Here is a 12015-nt window from a genome sequence, read left to right on the forward strand (position 1 = left end):
AAAGTATCATTTCCGAATGCTTTTGATCAGTTGACAGTAGCTCTTGAACTCGGCAATTCCGCCAGGAATTGCAAAGAATGTAATCAGAAATGAGATGCTGAAAAGTGCGAAGCAAAGAGGGAGCATGACGATTGGCGTGATGCTAGGGAGGTGGGCAAGCGCTACTAGGTTAGCTATGGCTCCCGACCCCGAGGCCACGGTGGGGCGCATCAGCGCTCGGAAGAAGTCAGAGGGTTTGACGGGAGTCTCTTTGAACGCAAAGACAAGTGATGGGTAGAGGATTAGGTAGTTGGTCAAGGCGTACGATGCCGCGACTCCGACCGGTCCCCATGCAACACCTACAGCGAAGCCCACGCTGACGACCAGCGCGTTCAGTATTCCCCAGGCCAAGTAGCGCCTCGTCTTACCCAAGCTGAGCAGCACCAGCCCTCGCAGGCTTGCCACGGGCTGGATCAGTCCGGTGATCCCAAGCAGAGTGAAGATTGGGGCCATCTCGGCCCACTTCTGCCCCAGCGCAACAGTGACGACGCTCTGGGAGTTGATGGATAGAAACGCCATCATGGGGATGGACAGAATGGCCAGCACCGAGGTGATCTGAAAATAGTACCTGCGGAATTGTATTGGGTCATTCTGCAGACGACTCAAAACAGGGAGTGCAACTGCGTTGATCGGAGTCCGTATGCTAATAATCGGCAACATCATCAGCTGATAGGCCCGACTGTAAAGGCCTAGCTGTGCCGCACCCCACACCCTCCCAATGAGGACGTTGTCAAGGTTTCGATGGAAATAATTGACAAATTCAAATGCCGTTACATTGGCGCCAAATCCGATCAACTCTCGAATCCCCGCGGTGCGTCGCGGCAAGCCGGGGCGAAAACTGGAGACAGCGAAGTAGAGTGAGGTCGTGGTCAGCGCGCCTATCACCGTGCCCCACGCTAGAGACCAGTAACCCTTTCCGAGCATAGCCAGAGCCACGGCGACCGTGAGGGCGGCCACAGCCCCTGTGATGTCTGCGAACGCCTTCGGCTTGAATCTCAGTTCCCTCTGCATCGTTGCGGAGTGCTGAGCTCCGAGGCTGCTAATAACAAACGTGCTGCTCAGCAGAAATGTTACGGGTATCAGCTCGGCACGGGAATAAAACGCGGCAATCAACGGTGCAGACGCAGCAACACAGACGGTCAGGCCAGTACCTGTCGCGACGTTGATCCAGAACAGCGCGTTGGTTTGTTCTATCGTGAGGTCAACCTTCTGAATCGAAGCCGTAGACAGTCCCATGTCGCGAAAGAGTCCCGCGAATGAAGTGACTGCAACAATCATGGCAATGATGCCGAAATCTTCGGATGGAAGCAGGCGCGCGAGCGTGACGGTCGACGCCAGCTGAATCAGTATGCTAGCGCCCTGGGCGGTCATCGTGATGACGCCGCCTCGGATGCTTTTCCGTTTTAGGTCGTGATTGGGTTGAATATTTTCAGGTGCAGCCATCGTGCTGAAATGCTCGTATTTTCCCAGGGGCCGCTGATTAAGTCGGGCTGAATCACTGACCGCCCTCAGTCAGCTCCGAAAAGATCCCTGGTGAATGTCTTGTCAGCGACGTTGCTTATCTGTTCAGTTACCCTGTTGGCGACAATGAGGTCGGCAGCATTCTTGAACGCATCAAGATCATTGACGACTTTGGAGCCAAAGAATTCGGCATCACGCAAAGTGGGCTCGTAGACAATAATCTCCACGCCTTTCGCCTTGATGCGCTTCATTACACCTTGGATGGCCGAAGTTCGGAAATTATCGGAACCAGCTTTCATTACCAATCTGTAGATGCCGACTGTCTTCGGATTACGGCGCAGTATTTCGTCTGCTATGAAATCCTTGCGAGTTCTGTTGGCTTCAACGATCGCATGAATAAGATTTTGGGGGACGTCTTTGTAATTCGCGAGCAGCTGTTTGGTGTCTTTCGGTAGGCAATAGCCACCGTAGCCGAAGGACGGGTTGTTGTAGTGCCCCCCAATCCTGGGGTCAAGGCTAACGCCCTCAATAATCTGACGGGTATCTAGCGAGTGCGAAGATGCATATGTATCAAGCTCGTTGAAATAGGCGACGCGCATAGCCAGATACGTGTTTGCGAAGAGCTTGATCGCTTCCGCCTCAGTAGCGTCTGTCAGTAGAACGGGTGCGTTTTTGGTGATTGCGCCCTCCTTAAGCAACTCAGCGAATTGTGCGGCACGGCTGGACTGCTCGCCCACAATGATTCGGCTTGGGTGCAGGTTGTCGTACAGCGCCTTCCCTTCACGAAGAAACTCTGGCGAGAAGATAATGTTCTCAGTGCTGAATCGTCGGCGCAATTCAGTTGTACAGCCAACAGGAATCGTCGATTTGATCACCATGACCGCGTCAGGATTGATCCGTAACACATCCTGAACCACGGATTCCAGCGAACTGGTGTTGAAGTAGTTTGTCTGTGGGTCGTAGTCGGTTGGTGTCGCGATTACAACGAACGCGGCTCCCTCGTACGCTTGGGCAGCATTGAGAGTCGCGATCAGATCGAGTGGCTTGTTTGCCAGGAAGTCCTCGATCTCAGGATCATCGATGGGCGCCTGTCTAGCGTTGATCTTCTTGACGCGATCAGGGTCGATGTCGAGTGCGACAACCTGATTGTGCTGGGCTAGGAGGATTGCGTTAGACAGGCCGACGTATCCTGTTCCAGCCACGGCAATTTTCATTATCAAGTTCCTTTTGATTCAAAGTGTTGCAAGGCCAAGAGAGGCACGGCGCGTCCTTGGTTTGGACGGGGTCTTCCCCTTCGGCGCAGGTGTACCACCAGTTTCAAGTGTCATCATCTTTCCCGCGATTGGCACGCTTTTCGCATGGGCTTGGATCGTACTACACAAGCTGGCCTCGGGATGGCGCAGCTGCCGGTCTCTAGAGCGGAGCTGCGAAGCACAAGTTCTGAATTCGACCTTCCATCCAGCGCGGCCGAAGCCTTTGGCTTGAGAGCGAATTGCCTCAGATTTCGAGCTGTTTTTGTGATGCCCGTCGCGCTGAATGGGGCGGCGACCGTCGCGTTCGACCCTGAATCGTACCACGGGCGCCGGAAGCTCGGCGGTCCGTTGCTCCGTTTCCGCGGTCTCCCGCCCACGAGATGCTCCAAACTGCGTATACTGGCAGGCTTGGCTGGCACTTTTCAGCCATTCAGCTGCGGGCAGGAATGAGGACTCCGGTCTTCAGGCCGGTTCTGGCCGATATCTCGCCACTGTCGCAATAGCGTTCAGCCGTGATACCCCATGTACAGAGGCACTGTGCAAGCTGCCGAATTCAAGATGGATACGATGACTAGACAGACCAATGCCCGCTCGGCCAAGGAAGATGAGATTGACCTGCGCGACCTTCTGGGCGTGTTGATTGATCGCAAGTGGTGGATTGCAGGTACGACATTTCTGTTCCTTATGGCAGGATTCCTGTACGCGCTTCTTGCGCGTCCCGTGTACCAAGCTCAAGCCATGGTGCAGGTGGAGCCTAAAGTGCCGGGGTTGCCGGGGCTGTCTGAACTTTCATCCACGCTGGGCGTTGGAGGCGTTAGCTCGGCCTCTACTACGGAAGTGGCGCTACTCACCTCTCGCTCCGTGATAGGCATCGCAGTCGATCAGCTGAACCTCGATACTTCGGTGGAGCCGATGCGGATGCCGTTCATCGGTGATTTTTTCGCCAGACGGTTCCGGCCGGAAGCTGCGGGCCAAGTTGCGCCGGCTAGATTTGGTGCCGATAGCTATGGTTGGGGCGGCGAAGCATTGGTAGTTTCGCGTTTCGACGTTCCGGCAAACCTTGTCAATGTACCCATGACACTTCGTGTCGAGGATGCGTCGGGCGCCTTTACGATTATGGATGACGCGGAGAGCGTCATTGTTAGAGGCGTTGCAGGCCAGTCCGCTTCTGCCAATGGAGTGACGATTGACGTCTCTTCAGTACGTGCGAATCCTGGTACCCGCTTCGTGGTCACCAAGCTTCGAAAGCTGAATGTGATCAGTGATTTGCAGAACTCGCTAGCGGTTGCAGAGCTGGGCAAGGAATCAGGGATTTTGCAGGTTACATACGAGAGCGTCAGCCCTGCACAGGCTGAGGCACTTGTCCAGCGAGTTGTCGAAGCCTATGTTCGTCAGAACGTGGATCGCGGTTCCGCTGAAGCCGCCGCACAGCTACAGTTCGTGAAGGAGCAGTTGCCGACTGTTCGCAAGCAGGTGGAAGATGCCCAGGCCGCGATGACGGCTTACCAGTCAAAGGCCAACTCCGTCGATATCACCATGCAGACCAAGGGTCTGCTGGAACAGGAAGTCGCGGTGGAGGGAAGTATCCAACAGCTGCGGCTGAAGCAGGCGGAGATGGATCGGAGCTTCACCCGCGAACACCCGGCGTATCGCGCGCTTCTTAAACAGATTGGTGATCTTGAAGGCCGCAAGGCTGCCTTCCAGCGTCAGGTCGGCCAGCTGCCGGATACCCAGCAAGAACTGCTTCGCCTGACCCGTGACCTCCAAGTCAGCAATGAGCTTTACACCGCGCTGCTCAATCAGGCGCAGCAACTGGATGTTGCCCGCGCAGGTACCGTTGGCAACGTGCGTATCATCGATCCCGCCGTGGTCGATACGGCCAGTCCAGTCAAGCCCCGCAAGGCCCTGATCGTAGCCATCGCCACGCTTCTCGGTGGATTTCTCTCGGTCGCCTTCGTCTTCCTCCAGCGCATGCTCAATCCGGGCATCGAAGACCCGGCCGACATCGAAGCCTTGGGCCTGCCGGTCTACGCGGCCATTCCGCTCAGTGTGTCCAACGTCCTGCCCAAGTTGCGCAAGGGCAGGCACGGCACACGCGTTATCGCCGACGGCCGCCAGCACCTGTTGGCTGTTTCTGCGCCGGCTGATCCGACCGTGGAGGCACTACGCAGCCTGCGTACAAGCCTGCACTTCGCCATGTTGGAAGCGAAGAACAACATCCTGACCATCTCGGGTCCCCGCCCAGGCGTTGGCAAGACGTTCGTTTCTGCCAATTTGGCGGCCGTGATCGCACAAGCGGGCCAGCGCGTGCTGGTCATTGACGCGGACATGCGCAAGGGCACCCTGCACAAGATCCTGGGTGTGTCGCACCAGAAGGGCTTGTCAGACGTGCTGGGCGGCAAGCTCAACGTCGACGACGTGATTCATCCGGTGGTTGGTCTGGACAACATGCACTACATGGTGCGCGGCGATATTCCGCCGAACCCGGCCGAGTTGCTTATGCACCCGCGCTTTGCGCAGCTGCTTCAGGACATGTCAGGCAAGTACGATCTGGTGATCGTCGATACGCCGCCGATCCTGGCCGTGACCGACCCGGCGCTGGTCGCCACCCACGCTGGCTCGAGTCTGCTGGTCACCCGTTTCGGCGTGAATCAGGCCAAGGAAATCGAGCTGACCCTGCAGCGTTTCGAGCAGAACGGCGTGCAGATCAAGGGTGCGATTTTCAATGCGGTCGAGAAGCGCGCCACGGGCTATTACAGCTATGGCTACTACGAGTACAAGTCTGACGACAAGGCTTGATCTTCTCGCGGGGCAGGACACCGGGGCCCGGTGCGCGCAGGCGCATCGGGCTTCGTCTTTTCCAGGCCCGCGTCGCTGTCCCTTCAGCGCAGGAGTATCCTATCGCCATGGCCGATACCCCCCTCACTTCGCCGCATTCGCCGGCGACGCCGCGCTGGCGGCATTACTGGAGTCTGATGCGCGCGGATCGTCCGATCGGCACGTTGCTGCTGCTGTGGCCCACCTGGTGGGCACTGTGGCTGGCGGCAGGCGGCATGCCGCCGCTGTGGACCCTGTTCGTGTTCACCGCGGGTGTCTGGCTGACCCGCTCGGCGGGGTGTGTCATCAATGACTACGCCGATCGCTGGCTCGACCCGCATGTGGAGCGCACCAAGGCCCGTCCGCTGGCGACGGGGGCGATCAGTGGCCGTGCCGCGCTGGTGCTGTTCGCGGTACTGATGCTGGTGGCATTCGGACTGGTGCTGACCCTGAACGGGCTGACCATCGGCCTGAGCTTCATCGGCGTGTTCCTGGCCGCCAGCTATCCCTACCTGAAGCGTTATACGCACCTGCCGCAGGTCTATCTGGGCATGTCGTTCGGCTGGGGTATTCCCATGGCATTCGCCGCGGTGCAGGGCGAAGTGCCGCTGCTGGGCTGGCTGCTGTACGCCGGCAACATCCTCTGGTCGACCGCGTATGACACCTGGTACGCCATGGTCGACCGCGAGGACGACCTGAAGATGGGCTCGCGCTCCACGGCGATCCTGTTCGGGGACCTGGATCTGGTGATCCAAGGGGTGCTCTACGCCCTGTTCCTGGCGACCATGGCGCTGGTCGGTGTGCGCGCCGGCCTGGGGAGCTGGTACCTGTCCGGCCTGGCGGTGGCTGCGGCGCTGGTGGTGTACGAATTCTGGATCTGCCGCAACCGCGAGCGGGGGCCATGCTTCAAGGCGTTCCTGCACAACAACTGGGTCGGCGCGGCGCTGTTTGCCGGTATCGCGCTGGATCTGGCGCTGCGCTGACAGGCGCAGCCGGGAAGGGGCGCGTACCGTCCTACGACCAATAGGCGACTGACAGTCCCCGCCGCGAGGCCGAGAATCGAGCCATCGAACCTGGGAGGGTAGGTGATGGCCTCGACGGCAGCAGTACAGGATGGCTGGATGGCGCGCGCAGCGCTGCGCTCGGCCTCCTGGGCGGAAAAGTGGTTCCCTGATGCCTACGTGTTCGCGGTGCTGGGCGTGGTCATCGTCGCCCTGGCAGCCATCGGCTTCGGTTCCACGCCGCAGACCACGGCCAGTGCCTTTGGCGATGGCTTCTGGAGCCTGATTCCGTTCACCATGCAGATGGCCTTCGTGGTGATCGGCGGTTATGCCGTGGCCACCGCGCCTGTGGTGGCGCGCTTCATCGAACTGCTGGCGCGGGTGCCGCGCACGGGGCGCGGTGCGGTGGTCTATGTAGGCCTGGTCAGCATGCTGGCTTCGCTGCTCAGCTGGGGCTTCTCGCTGGTGTTCGGCGGTCTGCTGGTGCGTGCATTGGCGCGCCGGACCGATCTGCGCATGGACTACCGCGCAGCGGGTGCCTCCGCCTACCTCGGCCTGGGCGCGGTCTGGGCGATGGGCCTGAGTTCTTCGGCTGCGCAGCTGCAGGCGAACCCGGCCAGCATGCCGCCGGGGCTGGTGGAGATCACCGGCGTACTGCCCTTCACTGAAACCATCTTCCTGTGGCAGTCGATCGTGCTGACCGCGGCGTTGATCCTGGTGTCACTGCTGATTGCCTGGTTGACCGCACCGGCGGCTGGCAGTGCGCGCACCGCTGAATCGTTTCCCGGTGCGGCGCAGGCCGAGCCTGAGCCGCTGCAGCGCCGCACGCGCCCCGGCGAATGGCTCGAATACAGCCCGCTGCTGACCGTGCTGCTCTCGTTGCTGGCCTTCGGATGGCTGTTCAACGAGTTCGCCAACAAGCCGGTGGTGACCGCGATCGCCAACCTCAATACCTACAACTTCCTGTTCATCTCGCTCGGCCTGCTGCTGCACTGGCGCCCGCGCAGCTTCCTCAACGCGGTGGCCAAGGCGGTGCCCAGCACGACCGGTGTGCTGATCCAGTTCCCGCTGTATGGCGGCATCGCGATGATCCTCACCCACGCGGCCGGCGCCGATGGGCAGACGCTGGCGCACCGGCTGTCCAGCCTGTTCGTGCACATCGCCAGCACCGATACGTTCGCTCTGGTGATGGGCGTGTACTCGGCGGTCCTGGGCTTCTTCGTTCCCTCCGGCGGCGGCAAGTGGATCATCGAAGCACCGTACGTGATGCAGGCGGCCAACGAACTGAAGGCGCACCTGGGCTGGGCTGTGCAGGTGTACAACGCCGCCGAAGCACTGCCGAACCTGATCAATCCGTTCTGGATGCTGCCGCTGCTGGGCGTGCTGGGCCTGAAGGCCCGCGACATCGTCGGCTTCACCTTCATCCAGCTGCTGGTGCACATCCCGCTGGTGCTGGGCCTGCTGTGGTTGCTGGGCATGACGCTGGAGTACGTGCCGCCTGTGATGCCATGAGGTGCAGCGCCCGCTGCGCGGCCGGGCCGGGCGGGCGCCGCTGAATGGGCTACAGCCTCTGCGGGCATGAGCACATGCCGATCCCGAATGAATCCTTCAGCCGCTTGCGGCACAAGGGGTCACGCCGGTTCATTCACGCGCATGCACATTTCTGTAGCTGCGTCACAACGCATGGTTAACCCACCGCTGCAGACGATGGCCGCAACCACCGCATTCCGCGAGTGGCACTGGAGACACCGCAATGGGCCAGCACAATCAGAACCAGCAGAACCAGCAGAACCAGAAGCAGCAGGATCAGCAGGATCAGCAGGGGCGCGGTCGCGATCAGCAGCAGCAACAGCAGCAGGACCAGCAGCAGCGCGGCCAGCGCAACCAGCAGCAGGGCGGGCAGGACGAGGAGGAGTGACCCTCGCGTCCCTGTCCAGCATCGCCTGAAGCCCCGCCTTGTGCGGGGCTTCTCATTCCAGCGTGCCGATCCGCTCCAGCACGGGCGCCGCCGCCATGTCGTTGGGATTGGTACCCGGTACGCCCTGCGGTACGTCCATACCCATGCTGCGGTAGAGGTCGATCCAATGCCGGGCGATCTTCCCGGTCTGCGGATTGCGGAAGTTCATCGGCTGCAGCGCGAATACATGGTGGGCACGGAAGGCACGTTCGATGAAGTCCGAGCAGTAGTAGCTGTCATCGTTCGGCACGTAGGAGGCGTTGTAGGGCCTTCCAAGCAGGGTACGCGCGGTGGCGACGGCGTCGCCGATGGCAGCGTTGTGCGGTGCGCGCAGGCGGTAGACCACGATCTGCCGCAGCCGGGCGCGCGCCTCCTGCTGGAACGTAGCCAACGTCTGCCGGCGCGAGCCCTTCTCGTCCGCATGCAGCACTTCCCAGCCCTGGGTCGTGGCGGCCACCAGACCCACATGATCGAAACCGGGATGAGCCTGCGTACCGGTCGCATCATCGATGGCAGCGCTCAGGCCACTTTGCCCTGCGGTGACGAACAGCAGGTCGCCCTCCTGGAGATCCACGGCCGTCGCCGCGGCAGCGGGCAACAACAGGGCGAACAACAGCAGGATGCGGCGCATGGAGGGTCCGGCAACAGGAGGGAGCGCCATTGTAGGTTCCTGCACGGCACACGGCCCGTTCAGCCCCGCCGATGCGGTACGGCGCGTACCTCCCAGCCCAGTTCCATATCCCGCAGCTCGCCCGCGGGTACATCTCCCATCAGCACCTGCAATCCCCGTGCGTTGGGCAGGTCCTTCTGTTCGGGGAACCAGCGGCGATCGGCGGCAACGACGATCAGCAGGCCCTCGTCATCGCCCATCGGTGCGAACTGGGCCGAGGGCGCGCTGATCGGTTGCAGGCCGAAGCGCCCGGCTGCCCGCAGGCGCGCCGAATCGACATCGTGGCTGGGCAGGCCGACTTCGCTCAGGCAGGTCATCTCACTGCCATGGAAGGCGCCCTCCTGCGGACTGCACGGAAGCCGGCGCCGGCCGATCAGCTCCAGGATCAGTCCATCCGGGCCGGTGAAGTACACCGACTGCGATTGCCAGCTGCTTTCCAGCGCGAAGTAGTCCAGTCCTGCCGGGTTGCGCTGCAGCGGCGTACGCTCGCGCAGCCAGGTCATGGCGGCCGCGAAACGGTTGTCCGGCACGTTGAAGGCCAGGTGCACGCCGCCGACCGCGACGTCCTCGGCCAGCCGCAGCTCGATCGTGCTCCAGCCGATGTGGATGCGGTTGCCGCTGACCGGCAGCTGCAACACATCGCGGAAATAGGCCGCCACCCCGGTGACGTCGGATACCGGCAGGGTGAGATGCAACAGACGCATGGTCTCTCCGCCTCGAAGCGTGCGCTGACAGTGTAGTGGCACGGGCCTTCGCGCGGCGTCTTCATCCGTGCAACCGGGCGTCGCGAAGCGCTATGGTCGCGGCTTCAGGGCGGCCTCGAAAAACCGCTGCGCCTCCGCCACGGTGCGTGCATGCGTCTGCGCTCTTGGCGTCTGGCTGCTGCACAGGGCGGGCAGTCGCTGCTGGCCCAGCGGCGTGCATTCGGACAGGAAGTCGTAGTGGCCGACACCGGGCAGGACATCCAGTCTCGCCTCCGCGATGGACGCCTTGGCGACCTCCGCGTTGGTGGCTGCAGGAGCGACCGTGTCCGCCGCGCCCTGGATGATCGACACCGGTTGCCGCAGCGCCTGCAACTGCTGGGGCGGGAACGCCTGCATGATCGCCGGTGCCATCAGGAACACGGCGCGCACACCCGGGACCGGGCGGGCATCATCGGCGTGGGCCATCCACGGCGCCAGATCCGCCGCCGCCGCCGCGGCCTTGCGAGCCTCCAGGGTGTGCGACGGCGCCTCGCTCTGTGGCTGGCACACACCGTCATCCGGATGGGCTTCGCAGAAGTCACGCAACCGCCGCAGGTCCGGTCGCGCTCCCGCCGCCAGCAGGGCCGTGTAGCCTCCGGCCGAGAAGCCCATTACACCGATCCGCTCCGCATCCACGTGCGGCCCCAGCTTGGGATCGGCCTGCACGGCGGCCAATGCGGCGCGCAGATCATCCGCACGCAGCCAGCTCAGCATGCTGCCCTGCAGGGTCAATTCATCCACGCCGTTGTTGCCGGGATGGTCGACGGCGATCACGAGATAACCAGCGCGCGCCAACGCGGTGCCCAGCCAGCCCATCATGCGGGCGCTGCCGCCGTTGCCATGCGAGAGCAGCAAGGTCGGCAGGCGGCCACCGGCAATGGCTGCCTCCGGCGCCGCCTGGCCCACCACGAACAACGGTGCATCGGGCGGACCGATACGCAGTGGCACTTCGCTGCTGCCCGCCATAGCCGGATACCAGACGGTGTAGCGAAGCGTATCGCGCTGCTGCGCGTCGCGTACCGCAGCGCTGGCCACGGTGGTCACCGCCTGGTGTTCGCCGGCCAGGCCACTGCCGGGGACGCCGGCGAGCGACGCGGGGGCAATCAGGACCAGGCCCAGCAGCAGGTGCATCAAGCGCATCGCACGACTCCTTTCAGTGTGTTGCATTCATCAGGGGTGGGGGTCCACGGGCAGCCAGATCTCCACACCGCCATTGCCGCTGTGCTCGTCGAAGCGGGCGTCGTAGCGTTCCAGGTCCGGCGCCGCGGCAAGACTCAATCCGGAGGTGGGCAGATAGTGATCCAGCAACCAGAACCAGGTGGCGCGGATGGACGAGATGTGGCCGTCATGCCAGGCCACCAGATAGCGGCGCGCGGGAATCTGCAGGCGCTGCCAATGTGCTGGAATCGAGGTCAGCGCGGCGCTGGGCAATGCGGCCAGGTAGGTGAATCCGCCGTCGTCATCGCTGTCGTGGCATACACCAAAACTGACCGGTGCGGGTTTGGGCCATTCCCGGTTGAGCTGCGCCCATTGGCCGGGGATGGCGCCACTGCTGTGGCGGGTGTGGCGCATGCCGATTCCGGCCACCTGGAACGAAGGCGTGTCGAGCAGGCGCGGTGCCACGCTGCAGGCGGTGGGAATGTCGTCCACGCGCGCAGCCTGCACCAGGACCAGATCCGCAGTGCCGGACTCGCGCACCCGTTCGGGGGTCTGCCCGAACTGCTCGCAGAAGGCACGGGTGAACGCGGCATGCGTGGAATAACCCGCGTCCATCGCCACCGGCAGGATTTCGTCGGCGCCGTCGGCCAGCCGCTGCGCTGCCATGCTCAAGCGGCGGCCGCGCAGGTAGCGCATCACCGACGTGCCGATGCGCGCGTGGAACAGACGCGACAGATGGAAGGGCGACAGGCCAGCGGCTGCCGCGATATCGGCCAACGCCAGCGGACGGCCCGCATGGGTTTCGATGTACCACAACGCCTTGCCTGCCGCGCTCATCCCGCCATCCCCGCTGCACTGTCCGGCACAGTAGCGGATCGGCTGCCGCTGCGCTTAGCAGTTCTTGCGCAGTGGATGG

The 12015-nt window shown here is 62.3% G+C and carries 10 protein-coding genes; 4 read left to right on the forward strand and 6 right to left on the reverse strand.

Features of this window, described 5'->3' with window-relative positions:
* Positions 1-6: 6 nt before the first annotated feature.
* Both ABE543_RS05045 and ABE543_RS05050 read right to left on the reverse strand, forming a co-directional pair.
* Positions 7-1482, reverse strand: coding sequence for a lipopolysaccharide biosynthesis protein (locus ABE543_RS05045; RefSeq protein ID WP_346475381.1), 1476 nt, complete (start codon positions 1480-1482; stop codon positions 7-9).
* Between the two features lie 65 nt (positions 1483-1547).
* Positions 1548-2714, reverse strand: a complete 1167-nt coding sequence (locus ABE543_RS05050) for a nucleotide sugar dehydrogenase (protein ID WP_322522809.1) — start codon at positions 2712-2714, stop codon at positions 1548-1550.
* A gap of 606 nt (positions 2715-3320) precedes the next feature.
* On the opposite strand from ABE543_RS05050, the gene ABE543_RS05055 reads away from it, so the two are divergent.
* The 4 genes from ABE543_RS05055 to ABE543_RS05070 all read left to right on the forward strand — a co-directional run bounded on the left by ABE543_RS05055 (position 3321) and on the right by ABE543_RS05070 (position 8489).
* A complete protein-coding gene (locus ABE543_RS05055) occupies positions 3321-5552 on the forward strand; it encodes a polysaccharide biosynthesis tyrosine autokinase (RefSeq protein WP_346475395.1) in 2232 nt (743 codons plus the stop codon).
* 107 nt (positions 5553-5659) lie between these two features.
* Positions 5660-6553, forward strand: coding sequence for a 4-hydroxybenzoate octaprenyltransferase (gene ubiA / locus ABE543_RS05060; protein WP_322522810.1), 894 nt, complete (start codon positions 5660-5662; stop codon positions 6551-6553).
* 105 nt (positions 6554-6658) lie between these two features.
* On the forward strand, positions 6659-8083 hold the full coding sequence (locus ABE543_RS05065; RefSeq protein ID WP_206733971.1) for a TIGR00366 family protein: 1425 nt from the start codon (positions 6659-6661) through the stop codon (positions 8081-8083).
* Between the two features lie 241 nt (positions 8084-8324).
* The gene (locus ABE543_RS05070; protein ID WP_181452160.1) at positions 8325-8489 is read left to right on the forward strand and encodes a hypothetical protein; all 165 of its coding nucleotides are present in this window, start codon (positions 8325-8327) and stop codon (positions 8487-8489) included.
* 52 nt (positions 8490-8541) lie between these two features.
* Here the strand turns inward: ABE543_RS05070 and ABE543_RS05075 are convergent, their stop codons facing one another.
* The 4 genes from ABE543_RS05075 to ABE543_RS05090 form a co-directional block, all read right to left on the reverse strand.
* Positions 8542-9159, reverse strand: coding sequence for a YiiX/YebB-like N1pC/P60 family cysteine hydrolase (locus tag ABE543_RS05075; protein WP_346475382.1), 618 nt, complete (start codon positions 9157-9159; stop codon positions 8542-8544).
* 59 nt (positions 9160-9218) lie between these two features.
* The gene (locus ABE543_RS05080; RefSeq protein WP_346475383.1) at positions 9219-9902 is read right to left on the reverse strand and encodes a VOC family protein; all 684 of its coding nucleotides are present in this window, start codon (positions 9900-9902) and stop codon (positions 9219-9221) included.
* A 90-nt stretch (positions 9903-9992) separates the two neighbouring features.
* On the reverse strand, positions 9993-11081 hold the full coding sequence (locus ABE543_RS05085; protein ID WP_346475384.1) for an alpha/beta fold hydrolase: 1089 nt from the start codon (positions 11079-11081) through the stop codon (positions 9993-9995).
* Between the two features lie 30 nt (positions 11082-11111).
* Positions 11112-11936, reverse strand: a complete 825-nt coding sequence (locus ABE543_RS05090; RefSeq protein ID WP_263176280.1) for an AraC family transcriptional regulator — start codon at positions 11934-11936, stop codon at positions 11112-11114.
* Between the last annotated feature and the right edge of the window lie 79 nt (positions 11937-12015).

Source organism: Stenotrophomonas sp. TWI169 (assembly GCF_039674705.1).
Taxonomy (GTDB): domain Bacteria; phylum Pseudomonadota; class Gammaproteobacteria; order Xanthomonadales; family Xanthomonadaceae; genus Stenotrophomonas; species Stenotrophomonas maltophilia_P.

What these genes read in the sequence shown, in the direction of transcription:
- ABE543_RS05045 (WP_346475381.1), bottom strand. Translation starts at nt 1,482, where the DNA reads ATGGCTGCACCTGAAAATATTCAACCCAATCACGACCTAAAACGGAAA.
- ABE543_RS05050 (WP_322522809.1), bottom strand. Translation starts at nt 2,714, where the DNA reads ATGAAAATTGCCGTGGCTGGAACAGGATACGTCGGCCTGTCTAACGCA.
- ABE543_RS05055 (WP_346475395.1), top strand. Translation starts at nt 3,321, where the DNA reads ATGACTAGACAGACCAATGCCCGCTCGGCCAAGGAAGATGAGATTGAC.
- ubiA (WP_322522810.1), top strand. Translation starts at nt 5,660, where the DNA reads ATGGCCGATACCCCCCTCACTTCGCCGCATTCGCCGGCGACGCCGCGC.
- ABE543_RS05065 (WP_206733971.1), top strand. Translation starts at nt 6,659, where the DNA reads ATGGCCTCGACGGCAGCAGTACAGGATGGCTGGATGGCGCGCGCAGCG.
- ABE543_RS05070 (WP_181452160.1), top strand. Translation starts at nt 8,325, where the DNA reads ATGGGCCAGCACAATCAGAACCAGCAGAACCAGCAGAACCAGAAGCAG.
- ABE543_RS05075 (WP_346475382.1), bottom strand. Translation starts at nt 9,159, where the DNA reads ATGCGCCGCATCCTGCTGTTGTTCGCCCTGTTGTTGCCCGCTGCCGCG.
- ABE543_RS05080 (WP_346475383.1), bottom strand. Translation starts at nt 9,902, where the DNA reads ATGCGTCTGTTGCATCTCACCCTGCCGGTATCCGACGTCACCGGGGTG.
- ABE543_RS05085 (WP_346475384.1), bottom strand. Translation starts at nt 11,081, where the DNA reads ATGCGCTTGATGCACCTGCTGCTGGGCCTGGTCCTGATTGCCCCCGCG.
- ABE543_RS05090 (WP_263176280.1), bottom strand. Translation starts at nt 11,936, where the DNA reads ATGAGCGCGGCAGGCAAGGCGTTGTGGTACATCGAAACCCATGCGGGC.